We start from the raw sequence: 17,246 nt of genomic DNA, 5'->3' as shown, positions 1-17,246 counted from the left end.
AAATCTGGAACAAAAAAAGACTAGTAGGACTTATTTTGACCAGTCTTTCTTTTCTTATTCTTTTTTCATAAATTAAATAGACAGTTTAAATAAAAATGAATATAAAGTGAACACTTTAATCTTCATTGTACTTTTTAGTACCGACTTTTTCTTCACCAAGTTTACGGAAATCATACTTAATCTTACTATTTCGATCAAATTCTTCTAGGCCAAGCTGAATTAATCGGTCAATCAAATCGGAGTAACCAATTCCTGAAACTTCCCACATTTGCGGATACAAACTAATATTAGTGAATCCTGGTAACGTATTTGGTTCGCCAAGGTATGGTACATTATTTGAATCAACCAAGAAATCAATCCGTGCCATTCCCTTCATGCCAAGAACCTTGTATGCTTTCAAAGCCATTGAAGTAATTTCTTCAGTTAAGTATTCTGGTAACTTTACTGGTAATTTAAAGACAACCCCACTAGCGTCCACAAATTTATTTTCATAGTTGTAGAAAGAATCGCCTTCAGGAACACGAACAGCACCAAGCTTAGAAGCAACTGGATGCTCATTCCCCAGAATCGAGATTTCAACTTCTTGCGGGTGATCAATTCCTTGTTCTACAAGAATCTTGTAGTCGTATTTAAAGGCATCATCCAACGCCTTTTCATACTCTTCCGCATTTGTTACCTTATGAATTCCAACAGAAGAACCTTGCTTAGCAGGCTTTACGAATGCCAAGTCACCAATTTTTTCTTCAACCTTAGCCCATGGATAATCTGCCCGGTTTTCTGGTGTAACCACCACGTAAGGAGTGTTCCGAATTCCGGCTTCTGTAAGGATCTTCTTTGTCAAGTCCTTGTCAAATGCCATCGCACTGGCAGCAATATTAGAACCAACATATGGTTTCTTCAAGAGCTTAAAAAGCCCCTGAACGGTCCCATCTTCTCCAAGGTTACCATGAATTACCGGAAAGAAGAGATCGACAGCCTTCATCTCGTTTAATGCCATAATTGGTGCTAATGGTTGATTCAGGTCCATTTTTTGGTATTCTTCTTGAACAACTTGGTCTTCATCATCACCATTAAAGATTCGTTGTGATGCGCTATTACCAAGAAGAATCCCATCTTTCGTGAACATAAATAAGCTAACATTATACTTATCTTTATCAAGAGCATCATAGATATTATGCGCCGAACGTTTTGAAACATCATGTTCAGATGAATTGCCACCAAACAGCAATGCGATGTTTAAATTTTTAGTCATTGCGTATACCACCTTATTTAGTTTAACTTTATTTATTACCGTTTTCCTAGAATCTTTAGTATACCATGAATTAGTTTTTCTTACTAGATTTAAGCAAGAAAGCCTTAAATTAACATCCCCGGGACTTTGCGTTATAATAAAAGGCACTTTTTTCGCAAGTTTAAATTAAAGGAGTTATCGTATGATAGAAAAGAGGATCCCAATTTGGCAACGAAACTTACGTGTCCTTGCAATTGCCGTCTTTATTGCTGGAATTGCTTTTTCCGAAGTAATGCCATTCTTGCCACTCTATATTAACACCCTAGGACATTTTTCCCATCAACAATTAAACATGTGGGCCGGATTAGTTTTTTCAGGAATTTATTTTGTCTCTGCTTTTGTTTCTCCATGGTGGGGGAAATTAGCAGATCAAAAAGGGCGGAAGCTAATGATCCTCCGTGCATCCCTTGGCATGGCAATCGTCTTAGCAGCAATGGGACTTGTCACTAATGTTTGGCAACTGTTTATTCTCCGGATGACTCAAGGTTTCTTTGCCGGCTTTGTTTCTAACTCCAATGCCTTAATTGCAACAGAAACACCAAAAGAGAAATCAGGCCAAGCACTGGGAACCATGGCTTCCTCATTTACGGCTGGCAATCTTCTTGGTCCCTTTATCGGGGGTGCCCTTGCTTCGCTATTCAGTTATCGGGTTACTTTCTTTATTACCGGTCTTTTGCTCCTCATTGCTTTCTTCTTAGCCCTCTTCTTTGTTCATGAAGATGATTTTGAACCGGTAACCAATAAGAAGCTTGAAAGTTCACGTGGTGTGGTTGCTGCACTCAAGAATCCACGGTTGATCTTCGGCCTTCTCCTCACTACCCTGATCATTCAAGCTGCCAATAATTCGATTAACCCAATTGTCTCCCTCTACGTTAGTCAATTAATGCATCACCAGGGAAACGTTGTCTTCATTTCTGGAGTAATCGCAGCGCTTCCTGGAATTGCTACTTTTCTTGCCGCCTCACGATTTGGGGCAATCGGCGATCGCATTGGTACTCAAAAAGTAATTATTGCCGGTTTCAGCGGTGCAATTGTTCTCTTTTTTCTGACTGCTTTTGTTCAGAACGCGTTTGAACTGGGGATCTTACGCTTCCTAGTTGGCTTTACGGATGCATGTCTTTTTCCTCAAGTACAAACCCTTCTTACCAAGAACACGCCTGCAATGATTACCGGACGAATTTTTTCCTGGAACCAAAGCGCAATGTACATTGGAAATATTTTTGGCCCACTACTTGGTTCCACTATCGCTGGAGTTTCTAGTTATAGTATGGTATTTGTCATTACAGCTGTAATTGTTACCTTTAATCTTCTCCTCTTCAAACTCAATGTTGTTAATTCACTAGATTAAGATTTAAAACATTAATAGCTCCAAGCTTTCGGTAAAACCGAATTCTTGGAGCTATTTATTTACATTGAAACGATTATTCTTTTATTTGCCATTAGGGTAAACCGCAACGACACCACCGTTGTAGTGCTTATTAATCCATTGTTGAGTTGACTTGGATTGAAGGGCCTTAACTAACTTCTTAATTGCTGGATTATTCTTGTTCTTCTTTTGAACTGCAATTAAGTTAGCGTAAGGTGAAGTATTCTTTTCAAGGGCGCTTGAATCCTTCTTTGGATTTAAGCCCGCTTGAACAGCGTAGTTGGCATTGATGACAACTGCATCACCTTCACCACGCTTGTAGAATTGCGTCATGAGCTTTGGTTCAAGATCTGTCTTGAACTTCAGGTTCTTCTTGTTAGTTTGAATATCATTAAAGTTAGCAGATTCAATCTTAGTTCCCGGCTTCAATGTAATTAAACCGGCATCCTTTAAGATTTGAAGAACCCGTCCATAGTCCGCAACGTTATTTGAAACTAAAATCGTTGCCCCATCAGGCAAATCAGATAACTTCTTGTACTTCTTAGAGTAGAAGCCAATTGGTTCCAGGTGAACATTTCCGACACTAATTAAAGTTCCATGATTCTTCTTGTTCCAGTTGTCCAAGAATGGCTTGTGTTGGAAGTAGTTAGCATCTAAATCGCCACTTGCTAACTCTTTGTTTGGCAATACGTAATCTTGGAATGTCTTAATTTGAAGGTTAACCCCTTCCTTCTTTAATTGGGGTTGAACGTGCTTCAAAATTTCAGCGTGAGGAGTTGAAGATGCTCCCACAGTCAAAGTAGTTTCTTTTTGCTTTCCACATCCAGTAAGGACTAATGCTCCTAATGCTAATGTTGCAATTGCTGCTAACCATTTTTTCTTCATAAGTATTCCCTCCGTTTTCTAACTAACGCTTATCAATTTTCTTAACAACTGTGTCACCCAAGAATTGGAAGACAAAAACAATTATGACGATAATAATCGTGGCCATCATTGTAACGGCATTGTTACTTGCCTGGAAACCATCTAAGTAAGCAAGGTTCCCTAAACCACCAGCACCAATTGCCCCAGCCATTGCGGTGTAACCAATCAGTGAAATGGTAGTAACCGTAATCCCCGAAACTAAAGCTGGCGAACTTTCCGGAATCAAAACCTTAGTAACAATTTGCCAGCGGGTTGCGCCCATTGCCTTAGCTGCTTCAATCACCCCATGATCTAAATCATCAAAGGCGATTTGAACTAACCGGGCATAGAATGGTGCGGCTGAAATAATCAGCGATGGTAGCGCCGCTCGTGGCCCCATAATCGTTCCAACCAGTGCTTGAGTTGCTGGTAGCAACAGAACGATTAAGATAATGAACGGGATTGACCGGAAGACATTTACCAGCGCTGCAACTACCCAGTTAACAATCTTGGCACCAATTGAGTTACTATTCTGGGTTTCAAACAAAATCAATCCAAGAATAATCCCCAAAATTGCTACCGCAACCATAGAGACAACAGTCATCCAAACGGTCTCCCAGGTTGCTTGGCCCATCTTTGTCCAATCAACATTATTAAATTCAAAGAATGAAGCAAATCCACTATTGTTCACGGTTAATCACCTCTGTTTCTACTCTCATTGTCTTCAGGTAATCTAAAGCGCCCTTAATTTGATCCTGGTTGTCGTTATCAACAGTTAATTGAATATACAATGAACCAATTGAGCCTTCTTGTGTTTGGTGAATATTCCCTTCAATAATACTCATATTTGTTTCGGGGAATTGGCGTAACATTTCAGAAACGATTGGCAATTTTGCCTGGTCACCGTGGAAGGTCAATTTAACAATTACCCCATCAGGATGGGATTCCAATAATTGCTTAACGACCACTTGAGTATCATCAGCAGAACCAGTAGACGTTTCTTGGTTAACAAACCGTTTCGTAATTGCTTGTTGTGGGTGCTTAAAGACATCCAAAACCGGTCCTTCTTCAACAATCGTTCCAGCATCCAGTACCGCAACATGATCACAAATTTTACGAATAACATGCATTTCGTGAGTAATTACGACAATTGTTAATCCTAAACGACGATTAATATCAACAAGGAGATCCAAAACCTCATCCGTTGTCTTTGGATCCAAAGCGCTTGTCGCTTCATCAGATAATAAAATTTTAGGGTCATTAGCAAGGGCGCGAGCAATTCCAACCCGTTGCTTTTGCCCACCAGACAATTCTGAAGGATAAGCATTTTCTTTTCCTTGAAGGCCAACCAGTTTAATTAATTCTTCCGCCTTTTGCTGACGTTCTGTCTTGCTTCCTTTTTTAGAAATTTCTAATGGAAACTCAACATTTTCTTGGACGGTTCGTGACCATAACAAGTTGAAGTGCTGGAAAATCATTCCGATTTTTAATCTGGCTTCCCGAAGCGCTTCCCCTTTTAGTTGACTAATTTCTTGACCATTTACGGTTACAGAACCAGTGGATGGTGTCTCCAAGCCGTTAATCATTCGGATTAGAGTACTTTTTCCAGCACCTGAATAACCAACGATTCCATAAATTTTTCCATCAGGGATTGTCAGATTAACATCTTTAATTGCCTTTACCGGGCCTTCTTTACCGTTATATGTTTTTGAGACATCCTTAAACCGAATCAATTACTCTTCCTCCTTTTCAATAAAAAAGCCTTTCGTTCGTTCAATAAACAAATTATTAAACGGACGAAAGGCTTCGTGGTACCACCGCAGTTTATGATCACTTCACAATGATCACCTTAATAAGTGTCAGTAAACACTCACCTGCGATAATGGGCAGTAACCAATATTAGCTTATCATCAGACTCACTAACACGCTTTAATCAAAGACCATCTTCGGTACCATCAACCAATTCTCTTTCACCAATCAAGAACTCTCTGAATGATTAATTAGTATCTACTCATCTTTTCAAATAGTATTCTAATATTTCGATTGATATTATAATACTAAGTTCACTTTTTATTGTCAATACCTAATTCAAATTAATTTTAAAAATGAAAAAGGCCAGGTCTCCCTAAGCCTCTTATTATATAACATTAGAATGTTATGCCTTAACCTCAACAATCCAATTATCATTTTTGTCACTTGAACCAAGCAATTCTGGTTGATCAATTATTTTTTGGTTTACTGCAACAATTTCACCGTCAATTGGACTATCAATATCAGTTACTGCCTTCTCAGCTTCAACAGCAACAAACTTACCCCCGTTTGTTAGCTTTGTCCCTACAGCAGGAACATCAATAAAACTAACTTGGCCAAGGTCATCCCGACCATTATCATTTAAGCCTAAACGTGTGTTACCGTTATCTTGTTTTTCTGTCCAAAAGTAACTTTCAGTAGCCATCTTCCACTACACCCCATCTATCTAAATTCTTTGTTATTACTAAACATGTAGGAATGATGGTGATATCTCATCGACATTACCATCCCGATTCCGCTCAGGTTACCAATCAGGGACGAACCACCAGCACTAATAAATGGTAATGGAATACCAGTCAGTGGTAGCAATCCGATGTTCATTCCAATATTTTCAAAAACGTGGAATAAAATCATCATGATTACACCCGTTGAAATATACGCATAGAATTCGTTTCTGGTATCAAAAGTTACCCGAATCATCAAATAAATTAACAGAAGATAGAGGAGAATCAGCAGGGCACTTCCAATAAAGCCAAAGTTTTCCCCGATAACTGAGAAAATCATATCTGATTCACGAACAGGGACATATACCTTAGAATTATCAAAGCCAGTTCCGGTAATTCCGCCCGAACCAACTGCCTTAATACTTTGCCATAGTTGGTAGCCCTGGTTGCTCGTGTCTTGTTCTGGATGAAGCCAAGTATCAACCCGGTCAAACTGGTAGGCTTGAAAGCCAATATGCTCCAAAATTGTCCGACCAGCAGAACTTGTAACCATTGCCAGTGCCGATCCCCCAACAACAATTAGCCCAATTGCGGTTGGGGCAATAATCCGCCATGTCACTCCGGAAACCAGAATCATTCCACAAAAGATTGCAAAGAAAACTAATCCTGTCCCAAAGTCATTTTGTAACTTTAATGAAATTAAAATTGGTAATAACCACAAAAACATTGTCCCAATTAATCGCCAATCGGACCTAACTGTATGAACATTATAATGGTTATTGTGAGTTGTAATTACCCGGCCCATCATCAAAATGTAAGCCGGTTTCATAATTTCTGATGGTTGAAAAGTAAATGGTCCAATCGCAAACCAGCTTTTGGCCCCCGTATTGGCGTAATATGCTCGACTGTAAAATACGAGGATCGCAAACATTAAAAATATTCCAACCCAGTAAACTAACGGAGCAACCTTCCATAGCTGTTCCGAATCGAACTGCATAATTATAATAACCAGAATTGTTCCGATGACATACCAAATCAACTGACTTACTACTTGACGCATAACACTAGTTGAACCACCCGTGTCATGGACAGCCGCAACGTAAATTGAGGCTAACCCAATTAAGGCCAGAAGTAAAACACAGAAAATAATCCCCCAGTCAATTCGACTCTCATCATCACTTTGAGAACGTTGCATTCTTGAGCTCCTTTTTTGAGATTTTAGCAACGCTGCTGCATCGCATTATCCTTGATGTAAATGATATTGTTGGAGGACAACTTCTAGTCCTTCTTCTTGAGAACGAACATAAAACTCGCTTTCGTCAGCGGTTAGCAAGGCTTTGAATCGGTTACCATCCGCTAATACCTCACCAATCAGCCGCTTGCCAATGAACACTTGCTGAACTGGTTGATGACGACGTTCAATATCCTTTACATTAACTTCAATTTTTTTATCTTTTTTTGCCACTTTTTCACCTTTACTATTTCATAACTCGATGGAAAGTAAATTTTGTTGGAACCGGATCGTAACCACCACGAGCAAAAGGATGGCACCGTAGTACCCGAACGATTCCAAGCAGTATTCCCTTTATTCCAAAACGCTGAATTGCTTCTAACGTATATTGAGAACAAGAGGGATAGTACCGACAAGCTCTAAAAGATCGCTTCGCCGATATGTTTCGTTGATACCACCGAATCATTCGACACGCGAACTTACTCACTAGTCCTTACCTTTTTTACTATTATCTGTCTTTTGCATTCGTTCTAGCATTTCACCAGCACCCTTAGCGACATTATCAAGTGGATCCTGAGAAACAACAACGGGAACCTTTAACTGATCACTGAAGAGTTGATCAATTCCCTTAAGAAGTGACGTCCCTCCAGTAAGCATAATTCCCCGATCAATAATATCGCTTGCTAATTCAGGTGGGATGGTTTCAAGAACACTAATTGTTGCCTTAACAATTTGATCAAGAGTACCGTGAATTGCCTCTTCAATTTCATTTTCATCAGTTGTGATTTGCTTTGGCATTCCGGTAGCAACATCACGACCACGAACATCCATTTTTTTAGGTTCATCAACTGGTAATGCAGTTCCAATCTCCATCTTAATTTGTTCAGCAGTATGCTCACCAATAATTAAGCCATGGTGATCCTTAATATAGGCAGTAATATCATTGTTTAACTTATCACCAGCCATCCGGATTGACTGGCTAGCAACAATATCACCTAGTGAAAGAATGGCAATATCACTAGTACCACCACCCATATCAATAACCATGCTACCACGTGGTTTAAAGATATCGAGCCCTGCACCAATTGCAGCAACCTTAGGCTCATATTCAAGGTAAACTTTACCCCCACCTGATTGCTCGGCTGCTTGAATAATTGCCTTTCGTTCAATTTCAGTAATGTTTGTTGGGGCACAGATCATGATATCTGGCTTTGACATAAAGCCCTTAACACTCAATTTGCCGATAAAGTATGAAAGCATTTCTTGAGTAACATCGAAGTCGGAAATAACACCGTTCTTCAATGGACGAATAGCACGAATATTGCTTGGTGTCCGCCCAACCATTCGATATGCTTCTGAACCCACAGCTAATACTTTATTAGTTTGCGTGTCAATTGCTACAACTGAAGGTTCATTCAGGACAATGCCCTTGCCTTGAACATAAATTAGAACGTTTGCAGTTCCTAAATCGATTCCGATATCCTTTGCCATTTATGTAATTTCTCCTTCCGGCCAATTTTTATAATAACGTTGGTAATTATACCACATAATTGAAAATGCTAACCACGTTCAGGATGGTTAACCTCTTTAGCAGATGCCAACTCGATTTGGTCATCAATATTAACCCGATCAATCTGTGCACCGAGTTGTGCCAGTTTCTGATGAAGATGGTAATATCCACGGTCAAGGTACTTCAAATTACGAACTTGGGTAATTCCCTGGGCAACCAATCCCGCAATGACCAAAGCTGCACCAGCGCGTAAATCGGTGGCAGCAACTTCCGCCCCGCTAAACTTCGTTGGCCCACTCAATACAGCCGTTGAGTTTTTAATTTGGTATTCTGCATTCATTCGGCGCAATTCTTCAAGGTGCATAAAGCGTTTTTCAAAGACCGTTTCATTCATCATACTTGTACCGTTTGCTAATAGCTGTAATACTGTCATTTGCGGCTGTAAATCTGTTGGGAAACCGGGATACGGTGCTGTTTGGACCGTTGATGGTAACAAGACCGAAGTTCCTAGCACTCGAATTCCATCATCCTGGTCGATCACCGTAACCCCCCATATCTTGCAGCTTTGCAATTAATGGTTCATTATACTTGCTTTCGGCATTCTCAATAACGACATCACCATTAGTTGCAGCGGCTGTAATCATGAAGGTTCCCGCTTCAATCCGGTCAGACATTACCCGATAATCACAGCCATGTAAAAAGTTAACTCCTTGGATACGGATAACATCAGTTCCAGCCCCATGCACCCGGGCCCCCATTTTATTTAAGGCATTTGCTAAATCAACAATTTCTGGTTCACGAGCACAATTCTCAATTGTTGTAATCCCCTCTGCTAATGTTGCCGCCATCATAATATTCTGGGTAGCACCAACGCTCGGAAAATCTAAGTAGATATTTGTCCCAACCAGTCGATCGGCTCGTGCTTCAATATAGCCATCATGCTGTTCAATAACTGCGCCAAGCTGACGGAGTCCTTTAAGATGAAGATCAATTGGTCGAGAGCCAATTGCACATCCGCCCGGAAGAGCGATCTTAGCATAACCAGTTCTTGCCAATAACGGGCCCATTACTACCATCGAAGCACGCATTTTACTTACATATTGAAACGGCGCTTCTGATGAAACCTTTTGACTAGCATTCAAATCGATAACATGGTTCTCCTGATTAAATTGAACCCGAATATTTAAAAATTTTAATAATTCATTCATCATTAGGACATCTGATAATACCGGAACATTAGTTAAATGAAGAGTTCCAGTAGAGGCAAGAATTCCTGCTGCTTGAAGCGGTAAAACAGCATTCTTGGCTCCCTCAACGGCAACGCGTCCAAATAAACGATGACCACCCTTAATAATTATCTTTTCCATAATTTAACTCCTTATTAAGTCAACGCAATAAACCGGGTAGTTGGCTAACTGCATTAATGAACCCGATGAAAAAACTGGCGCATAAGTAACCGATCGCTGTAGAAAATAAGACAATTGCTAACGGTAACGTTTTCGGGGGACGACGAAAAAGACGTTCAAGCCGAAAGCCCTGAATCGCGGTAAAGGTTAGCCAGATCATTCCGAGTTGGATAACTATTTCTACTAAGGCTTTAATTCCTGTTATCTGCACCTTTTCACCCTCTTTAAAACCAACTACAATTTTATCATACCAACTAATGAGTGATCAGTCATCATTAACAACCTTTAGACTAAGTTAATAATCAAAAAAGGATATTTAACAAGCATTTTACTCATTAAATATCCTTTTATATCGTTAAAAAGTGGGGTTACTTTTGCTTAAACTTAGAAACTTTAAGACGGTTAACAGCACGCTTTAAATGAACCTCAGCACGAGCAAGGTCATTTTGTCGGTGCGCTTCCTTCGCTTTCCTAATTGCTTCTTCAGCACGTTGCTTAGCTTCTTCAGCACGAGCAACGTCGATCTTTTCGGGCATTTCAGCACTATCTGCGGTAATTAAGGCAGTTTCACCATCAAATTGCATGATTCCACCGTTAACAGCAGCAATTTCATCAGTACCCTGATCATGCTTAATTCGTAACTCACTAATTGTTAATGATGCTAATACAGGTACGTGTTTAGCCATGATCCCCATTTGACCACCGGAAGTGTTCATAATAACCATCGTGGCATTATCATTATCATAAACCGTACCATCAGGAGTGATAATGGTGACTTTAAACTTAGTATCAGCCATAATTATCCCTCCTACTCTGCAGTTTCTTTAGCAGCATCAGCCTTCATTTTCTTAGCCTTTTCAACAGCATCATCGATTGTACCAACTAACCGGAATGCTTCTTCTGGTAAGTCATCATACTTTCCTTCAAGAATACCCTTAAATCCTTTAATAGTATCCTTCAATGGAACATACTTACCTGGCGTACCGGTAAATTGTTCGGCAACACTGAAACTTTGTGATAAGAAGTTTTGAATCCGCCGAGCACGAGCAACAATAACCTTTTCATCATCAGATAATTCATCCATCCCTAAGATAGAAATGATATCTTGCAATTCATGGTATCGTTGCAAAACGTGTTGAACTTCAGTAGCAACTTCATAGTGTTCCTTACCTACAATTTCAGGAGTTAACGCTGTTGAAGTTGATGCTAATGGATCAACGGCAGGGTAAATACCAATTTGAGTCAACCGCCGTTCCAAGTTAGTGGTGGCATCCAAGTGCGCAAACGTTGTAGCCGGAGCAGGGTCGGTATAGTCATCGGCTGGAACATAAACGGCCTGAATCGAGGTAATTGAACCCTTCTTAGTAGAAGTAATTCGTTCCTGTAACTGACCCATTTCAGTAGCCAACGTTGGCTGGTAACCAACGGCAGAAGGAATCCGTCCTAACAGGGCAGAAACTTCTGAACCGGCCTGGGTAAACCGGAAGATGTTATCAATGAATAGCAAAACATCTTGACCCTTTACATCACGGAAGTATTCCGCAATGGTAAGTCCAGTTAAGGCAACCCGCATCCGGGCACCAGGAGGTTCGTTCATCTGACCATAAACCATGGCAGTCTTTTCAAGAACTCCTGAAGCCTTCATTTCGTAGTACATATCGTTACCTTCACGGGTCCGTTCACCAACACCCGTAAAGACAGAAATACCATTATGCCCTTGTGCAATGTTGTGGATCAATTCCTGAATCAAAACGGTCTTACCAACACCGGCACCACCGAATAACCCAATCTTACCACCACGAACATATGGGGCTAACAAGTCAATAACCTTAATCCCAGTTTCAAGGATTTCAGTATTGTTGTTTAATTCATCATACTTAGGTGCATCACGGTGAATAGGCATCCGCTTTGCATCTGGTCCAAACTTAGGACCGTTATCAACTGGTTCACCTAAAACGTTGAAAACACGTCCCAGAGTATCGTCACCAACCGGTACACTAATAGGTGCTCCGGTATTTTCGACTTCCATTCCCCGTTGAAGACCATCGGTACCGTCCATGGCAATTGTCCGCACTACTCCATCACCCAATTCAAGGGCAACCTCAGTAGTTAAGGTTTTGTCATCACTTTCCTTAATCTTTAACGCGTCATTAATCTCTGGTAGCTTTTCATCTAAGGGGAACTCAATATCAACAACTGGTCCGACAACTTGAACAACTTTACCAGAACTCATGTTGTTTCCTCCTCAGTTAAATTTTATTCTTGTGCCGTCATACCACCGGTAATTTCAGTGATTTCGGTGGTAATAGCAGCTTGACGAGCACGGTTATATTGCAGTTCCAATGATGAAATGATGTCATCTGCATTATCAGTAGCAGACCGCATTGCGTTCGCACTTGATGAGTGTTCTGACGTCTTTGCATCAAGGATGGCTCCATACAATAAGCTTTCCGCATATTGTGAAACAAGTCCAGCAATAATTTCCGTATCCGAAGGTTCAAATTCGTATTCAGCAGTAATTGGTGATTCATCTTGAACGGATTCTGCGGATTCTTCCTCATCCTCCATCAATGATTCAGCAGTAATTGGTAATACATCATGAACCCGTACTCGGGACGTAATTCGATTAACGTAATGGCTGTATGCCAAATACATTTCATCGAATACGGCATCGTCATACATCTGAACAGCAGTCTTTACAATTTGATGGACTTCACGGAATGTCGGCACATCGCTAATTCCTGAATACTCGTAGACGACGTTCATCCCACGTTTCTTAAAAAATTCAGTCCCGGTCTTACCAACAGTTAAGAATACTGTGTTTTCAGCAGTTAGATTCTTGTCCTTCATTAATTGTAAAGTTTGCTTGATAATATTGTTATTGTAACTACCAACCAAGCCACGATCAGATGTAATAACTAAAATTCCAGTCTTTTTAACTGGACGCTTCTCAAACAACGCAGCGTAAGCGTCATGACTGGCGCTAGCTGCAGATGCGTTGTGAGATTTAACCAGATCGGACAACATCTTCTTAACCTTCTCAGCATATACTTCATATGACTGAGTATGGTGTTGAATTTGATTCAATTTTGCAGTTGAAACCATTTGCATGGCAGCAGTAATCTGGCGCGTGCTTTTTGTGGATTCAATCTTATGCTTAACAGCAGCAAGTGAAGCTGGCACTAAATCTCACCGTCCTTTCGACTAGTCATTATTAATTCTTTTGTGCGGCTTTTTTCTTGTCATCACTGGTTTGGAAAGATTTCGTAAACTCAGCGACAGCATTCTTTAAGTCGTCACCTTCTGGTAACTTACCAGTTGACTTAATCGTGTCATAAAGGTCTTGGTGATTAGCATGCATAAATGAAGCAAGTTCGCTTTCATAGCGTGGAACATCATCCACCGGAATTTGGTCAACGAAACCGTTTGACAAAGCAAACAGTGTTACAACTTGTTGTTCAACAGGTTGTGGTTGGTGCAATCCTTGCTTCAAAAGTTCCATAGTGTGCTTACCACGTGATAACTTGGCTTGAGTTGCTTCATCCAGATCAGAACCGAACTGAGCAAATGAAGCTAATTCATTATATGATGCAATATCCAAACGCAATGTCCCGGCAACTTTCTTCATTGCCTTAACCTGAGCATCACCACCAACACGAGAAACTGATGTACCAGCATCAATGGCTGGACGTTGACCTGCATAGAATTCATCAGAATTCAAGAAGATCTGTCCATCAGTAATTGAAATAACGTTGGTTGGAATGTAGGCAGAAACATCACCGGCTTGGGTTTGAATAATTGGTAATGCAGTCATTGACCCACCACCAAGATCATCAGATAGCCGTGCAGCACGTTCTAGTAACCGTGAGTGAGTATAGAAAATATCACCAGGGTAAGCTTCACGACCAGGAGGCCGACGAAGAATTAATGAAAGTTCACGGTATGCATCGGCCTGCTTTGAAAGGTCATCATAAACAATCAAAACATCTTTGCCACCATACATAAACTCTTCACCCATTGCAGCACCAGCATAAGGGGCAATGTAAAGCATTGGTGCAGGGTTAGAAGCACTAGCTGAAACAATAATTGTGTAGTCCAATGCTCCGTAACGCCGCAAGGTTTCAACGTTTGCTCGAACAGTTGATTCCTTTTGTCCAATGGCAACGTAAATACAAATTACGTCCTTGTCCTTTTGGTTAATGATGGTATCCAATGCAATGGCAGTCTTACCGGTCTTCCGGTCACCAATGATCAACTCACGCTGACCACGACCAATTGGTACTAAGGCATCAATAACCTTAATACCTGTTTGTAATGGCTCACTAACACTCTTCCGCTCCATAACACCTGGAGCCTTCTTTTCAATTGGACGTGTCTTGTCAGTCTTGATTTCACCAAGTCCATCAATTGGTCGACCTAATGAATCTACTACCCGTCCTAACAATGCTTCACCGACGGGAACTTCCATGATTCGACCCGTCCGCTTAACGGTATCACCTTCACGGATGCCAGAAAAGTCTCCCAAAATAACGATACCAACATCGTTACTTTCGAGGTTTTGTGCCATTCCGTAAACACCGTTACTAAATTCGAGCAACTCACCAGCCATGGCATTTTCCAAGCCGTCGGCACGAGCAACACCATCACCAACGTAGGTAACAGTACCCGTTTCCTCGACAGATACTTTGTCTTGGTAGTTGGCAAGTTGTTTCTTGATGAGTGAACTGATTTCCTCAGTTTTAATGCTCATAAAGGTCTCACCTCTTCGAAATAAGATAATTTATCTAACTAGTAAACGACGAATCTGCTTAATCTTTGAACTTAAGCTACCATCCAATGTCTTATTATTAAGATGAACGATAACCCCGCCCAAAATTTCGGGATCAACTTGTTCATGAAGAACAACCTCCTTAGCTCCAAATCGTTGGGCTAAGTTAGCCTTAAGTTGATCACGTTGTTGTTTATCAAGTTGGATCGCTGTAACAACGTCGGCATGAACACGTTTCATCTTAGCGTCATACCGTCGCTCAAACTCATCAATGATTGCAACTAGATCGTTAATCCGGCCATAATCAAAAGTCATTTGAATTAAATTTGAAACTGGTTGAGAAAAAACCTTCTTCAAATCATCAATAAGGGACTTCTTTTCACTGAGTGATAATTGAACTCCTGATAAAACAGAAGCCAGTGCAGCGTTGTCCTCAAAGACTTGACGTAGAGCAGTCAATTCTTGATAAGTTTGATCGAGTGTATTGTCTTCATCGACCAACTCGAACAGTGCTTTCGCATAACGATTTGCAACTGTTTGCTTATCAAGACTCATGATCTACCAACCCTTCAATATACGAATCAATCAATTCTTTTTGGTCGTCCGCATTTAATTCTTTGTGGATGAGTTTGGAAGCAATCTCAATAGATAAGTTTGCAACGTCATCCTTTGCACCATTCAACGCATCACGACGAGCCTGCTTAGCATCTTCTTGTGCGCGTTGCTTAAGTGCTTGAGCGTCATTTTGTGCAGCTTCAACAATTTGAGCACGTTGGGCTTCACCAGACTTCTTGGCATTATTAACAATGTCAGCAGCTTCTTGGTGAGAGTTTTGTAACTCAGCTTGTCGTTTAGCAGCCATCTTTTCAGCGTTCTCACGTGATTTAGCAGCATTGTCAATATCACTAGCAATCTTATCTGCACGCTTTTTCATCATATCCGTAACTGGCTTCCAAGCAAAGTGCTTGATAAGTAACATCAGGATAATGAAGGTAACGATGTAGAATACCAAATCACCAACGTATAAGCTATTAGATTCAGCTAAAACACTGTTCACAAACATCTATTGACACCTCCTTGTTCTCTAAAATAAAAATTATTAATCAAAATAATTACTTGTTCATAACAAGGAAGCCGATAACAATAGCGATGATAGGCATGGCTTCGATCAAACCAACACCGATGAACATCGTTGCTTGTAATCTACTTTGTAATTCTGGTTGACGCGCGATACTGTCAACAGTATGTCCGATTAAGATACCATCACCAATACCACCACCGATAGCGGCACCCATAGCCGCGAGTCCTGCAGCAATTGCTCCTAATGCCATTTTAAAATTCCTCCTTAAGAGATAGATTATTATTCGGAAACCTTCCGAGAAATATAAACTGTCGTTAATGTTACAAAAACATATGCCTGAATTGAACCGATAAATACTGAGAATCCTTGCCAAAGCAACTCAAGTAAGAATCCTGGAATGATTGTTAAAGCACCGTGTGAAAAGGCAACTCCAGCAACCAACTTTAATAGCAATTCACCAGCAAAAATGTTACCAAAGATCCGCAAACCCAAAGTTAAGAAGTTAGCCAATTCTTCAATGATATTGACTGGCAACATCAATGCAAATGGCTTTACATACCCCTTCAAGTAACCGCCAAGACCCTTATTTGCAATTCCTGCAAAGTGAGCGAGCGTAATTACCATCAGTGAGAATGTTAAAGTAACAACTGGATCCGCCGTTGGACTTCTAAGGATTTCTTGGTTATTCCAACTAAGATTAAAAATCAGACCAAACTGGTTGGCAAAGAAAATGAAAACGAAAAGAACAAAGGCCAAAAAACTGTAATGGCCAGTCTCTTCATTTGGCATCTGACTACGAACAATCCCATTCGTAAAGTCGATTAGCCATTCCAAAACATTCTGCGCACCCTTTGGCTTCATTTGAATCTTTCGGGACATGCCAAATAATACAAAGAATACGATTGCATAAATAACAAGACCTGAAATGATGTTAGTTGCATTAAACGTTAAGCCAAGAAACTTAAAAGTAAAAGCATCACCGCCCATTCATATTTCACCTCTTTCCTTAATAACAATAATTTGGCTGTAAATTGGATGAACGTCGTATACTAATACGAACTAGCCCAATATACGAGTATTAATATATCATCATTTGAAGCAACATTCAAAAAGATTTCTTGTTTTTTTAAGAAATAAACCGTTAACAAAGACTGTTCTAATTAGATTTTCTATTTAATAATTCATTTCTTCTTGTGATCCTTTAATCATCTTTTAA

At 40.3% G+C, this 17,246-nt stretch carries 19 protein-coding genes, 1 pseudogene and 1 other annotated feature; of the genes and pseudogenes, 1 reads left to right on the top strand and 19 read right to left on the bottom strand.

Annotated features, from left to right (window positions below; genetic code table 11):
• Positions 1–115: 115 nt before the first annotated feature.
• Positions 116–1,252, bottom strand: coding sequence for a D-alanine--D-alanine ligase family protein (locus tag HUK49_RS00560; protein WP_191912257.1), 1,137 nt, complete (start codon positions 1,250–1,252; stop codon positions 116–118).
• A gap of 181 nt (positions 1,253–1,433) precedes the next feature.
• On the opposite strand from HUK49_RS00560, the gene HUK49_RS00555 reads away from it, so the two are divergent.
• A complete protein-coding gene (locus tag HUK49_RS00555; RefSeq protein WP_191912256.1) occupies positions 1,434–2,639 on the top strand; it encodes an MFS transporter in 1,206 nt (401 codons plus the stop codon).
• Positions 2,640–2,720: 81 nt separating this feature from the next.
• Here the strand turns inward: HUK49_RS00555 and HUK49_RS00550 are convergent, their stop codons facing one another.
• The 18 genes and pseudogenes from HUK49_RS00550 to atpB all read right to left on the bottom strand — a co-directional run bounded on the left by HUK49_RS00550 (position 2,721) and on the right by atpB (position 17,017).
• A complete protein-coding gene (locus tag HUK49_RS00550) occupies positions 2,721–3,542 on the bottom strand; it encodes a MetQ/NlpA family ABC transporter substrate-binding protein (RefSeq protein ID WP_191912255.1) in 822 nt (273 codons plus the stop codon).
• 22 nt (positions 3,543–3,564) lie between these two features.
• Positions 3,565–4,194 carry a methionine ABC transporter permease gene (locus HUK49_RS00545; protein WP_191912288.1) on the bottom strand — a complete coding sequence of 210 codons (630 nt, stop codon included), beginning with the start codon at positions 4,192–4,194 and terminating at the stop codon, positions 3,565–3,567.
• 46 nt (positions 4,195–4,240) lie between these two features.
• Entirely contained in the window at positions 4,241–5,293 is a 1,053-nt protein-coding gene (locus HUK49_RS00540) for a methionine ABC transporter ATP-binding protein (protein ID WP_191912254.1), read from the bottom strand.
• Between the two features lie 56 nt (positions 5,294–5,349).
• Positions 5,350–5,592: a binding site (T-box leader), on the bottom strand.
• 123 nt (positions 5,593–5,715) lie between these two features.
• Positions 5,716–6,015 carry a glycine cleavage system H family protein gene (locus HUK49_RS00535; RefSeq protein ID WP_191912253.1) on the bottom strand — a complete coding sequence of 100 codons (300 nt, stop codon included), beginning with the start codon at positions 6,013–6,015 and terminating at the stop codon, positions 5,716–5,718.
• 17 nt (positions 6,016–6,032) lie between these two features.
• Positions 6,033–7,229, bottom strand: coding sequence for an FtsW/RodA/SpoVE family cell cycle protein (locus HUK49_RS00530; RefSeq protein ID WP_191912252.1), 1,197 nt, complete (start codon positions 7,227–7,229; stop codon positions 6,033–6,035).
• Between the two features lie 45 nt (positions 7,230–7,274).
• On the bottom strand, positions 7,275–7,499 hold the full coding sequence (locus tag HUK49_RS00525; protein ID WP_003717674.1) for a DUF2969 domain-containing protein: 225 nt from the start codon (positions 7,497–7,499) through the stop codon (positions 7,275–7,277).
• 13 nt (positions 7,500–7,512) lie between these two features.
• On the bottom strand, positions 7,513–7,752 hold the full coding sequence (yidD, locus tag HUK49_RS00520; protein ID WP_191912251.1) for a membrane protein insertion efficiency factor YidD: 240 nt from the start codon (positions 7,750–7,752) through the stop codon (positions 7,513–7,515).
• Complete coding sequence (gene mreB / locus HUK49_RS00515; RefSeq protein WP_102168068.1) at positions 7,752–8,756, bottom strand: rod shape-determining protein; 1,005 nt, start codon at positions 8,754–8,756, stop codon at positions 7,752–7,754. The genes yidD and mreB overlap by 1 nt, the downstream gene beginning before the upstream one ends.
• A gap of 68 nt (positions 8,757–8,824) precedes the next feature.
• Positions 8,825–10,142 (bottom strand): annotated as a pseudogene (gene murA, locus HUK49_RS00510) (UDP-N-acetylglucosamine 1-carboxyvinyltransferase).
• Between the two features lie 19 nt (positions 10,143–10,161).
• A complete protein-coding gene (locus tag HUK49_RS00505) occupies positions 10,162–10,392 on the bottom strand; it encodes a DUF1146 family protein (RefSeq protein ID WP_102168066.1) in 231 nt (76 codons plus the stop codon).
• Positions 10,393–10,549: 157 nt separating this feature from the next.
• Positions 10,550–10,978, bottom strand: a complete 429-nt coding sequence (locus HUK49_RS00500; RefSeq protein ID WP_102168065.1) for a F0F1 ATP synthase subunit epsilon — start codon at positions 10,976–10,978, stop codon at positions 10,550–10,552.
• An 11-nt stretch (positions 10,979–10,989) separates the two neighbouring features.
• A complete protein-coding gene (atpD, locus tag HUK49_RS00495; protein WP_191912250.1) occupies positions 10,990–12,414 on the bottom strand; it encodes a F0F1 ATP synthase subunit beta in 1,425 nt (474 codons plus the stop codon).
• Positions 12,415–12,437: 23 nt separating this feature from the next.
• Positions 12,438–13,364 (bottom strand): F0F1 ATP synthase subunit gamma, encoded by a 927-nt coding sequence (locus tag HUK49_RS00490; RefSeq protein ID WP_102168063.1) that lies wholly within the window; start codon positions 13,362–13,364, stop codon positions 12,438–12,440.
• Positions 13,365–13,395: 31 nt separating this feature from the next.
• A complete protein-coding gene (gene atpA / locus HUK49_RS00485) occupies positions 13,396–14,931 on the bottom strand; it encodes a F0F1 ATP synthase subunit alpha (RefSeq protein WP_102168062.1) in 1,536 nt (511 codons plus the stop codon).
• Positions 14,932–14,961: 30 nt separating this feature from the next.
• A complete protein-coding gene (gene atpH, locus HUK49_RS00480) occupies positions 14,962–15,504 on the bottom strand; it encodes an ATP synthase F1 subunit delta (protein ID WP_191912249.1) in 543 nt (180 codons plus the stop codon).
• The gene (atpF, locus tag HUK49_RS00475; RefSeq protein WP_102168061.1) at positions 15,494–16,012 is read right to left on the bottom strand and encodes a F0F1 ATP synthase subunit B; all 519 of its coding nucleotides are present in this window, start codon (positions 16,010–16,012) and stop codon (positions 15,494–15,496) included. Before atpF ends, atpH begins: the two co-directional genes overlap by 11 nt.
• 49 nt (positions 16,013–16,061) lie before the next feature.
• Positions 16,062–16,280: a F0F1 ATP synthase subunit C gene (gene atpE / locus HUK49_RS00470; protein ID WP_003666561.1), complete on the bottom strand. Its 219-nt coding sequence runs from the start codon at positions 16,278–16,280 to the stop codon at positions 16,062–16,064.
• 29 nt (positions 16,281–16,309) lie between these two features.
• Positions 16,310–17,017, bottom strand: a complete 708-nt coding sequence (atpB, locus tag HUK49_RS00465) for a F0F1 ATP synthase subunit A (RefSeq protein ID WP_102168060.1) — start codon at positions 17,015–17,017, stop codon at positions 16,310–16,312.
• Positions 17,018–17,246 lie beyond the last annotated feature (229 nt).

The sequence above is a fragment of the Limosilactobacillus portuensis genome (assembly GCF_014838735.1).
Classification (GTDB): domain Bacteria; phylum Bacillota; class Bacilli; order Lactobacillales; family Lactobacillaceae; genus Limosilactobacillus; species Limosilactobacillus portuensis.
The sequence above is the reverse complement of the archived record's forward strand: the minus strand, read 5'-3'. Positions and strand labels throughout refer to the sequence as shown.

Coding starts and splice junctions, on each gene's coding strand:
- atpF (WP_102168061.1), bottom strand. CDS start 16,012: ATGTTTGTGAACAGTGTTTTAGCTGAATCTAATAGCTTATACGTTGGT.
- HUK49_RS00545 (WP_191912288.1), bottom strand. CDS start 4,194: ATGGGCCAAGCAACCTGGGAGACCGTTTGGATGACTGTTGTCTCTATG.
- atpH (WP_191912249.1), bottom strand. CDS start 15,504: ATGAGTCTTGATAAGCAAACAGTTGCAAATCGTTATGCGAAAGCACTG.
- HUK49_RS00500 (WP_102168065.1), bottom strand. CDS start 10,978: ATGGCTGATACTAAGTTTAAAGTCACCATTATCACTCCTGATGGTACG.
- atpD (WP_191912250.1), bottom strand. CDS start 12,414: ATGAGTTCTGGTAAAGTTGTTCAAGTTGTCGGACCAGTTGTTGATATT.
- atpE (WP_003666561.1), bottom strand. CDS start 16,280: ATGGCATTAGGAGCAATTGCTGCAGGACTCGCGGCTATGGGTGCCGCT.
- HUK49_RS00550 (WP_191912255.1), bottom strand. CDS start 3,542: ATGAAGAAAAAATGGTTAGCAGCAATTGCAACATTAGCATTAGGAGCA.
- atpB (WP_102168060.1), bottom strand. CDS start 17,017: ATGGGCGGTGATGCTTTTACTTTTAAGTTTCTTGGCTTAACGTTTAAT.
- HUK49_RS00535 (WP_191912253.1), bottom strand. CDS start 6,015: ATGGCTACTGAAAGTTACTTTTGGACAGAAAAACAAGATAACGGTAAC.
- HUK49_RS00555 (WP_191912256.1), top strand. CDS start 1,434: ATGATAGAAAAGAGGATCCCAATTTGGCAACGAAACTTACGTGTCCTT.
- atpA (WP_102168062.1), bottom strand. CDS start 14,931: ATGAGCATTAAAACTGAGGAAATCAGTTCACTCATCAAGAAACAACTT.
- HUK49_RS00560 (WP_191912257.1), bottom strand. CDS start 1,252: ATGACTAAAAATTTAAACATCGCATTGCTGTTTGGTGGCAATTCATCT.
- mreB (WP_102168068.1), bottom strand. CDS start 8,756: ATGGCAAAGGATATCGGAATCGATTTAGGAACTGCAAACGTTCTAATT.
- HUK49_RS00530 (WP_191912252.1), bottom strand. CDS start 7,229: ATGCAACGTTCTCAAAGTGATGATGAGAGTCGAATTGACTGGGGGATT.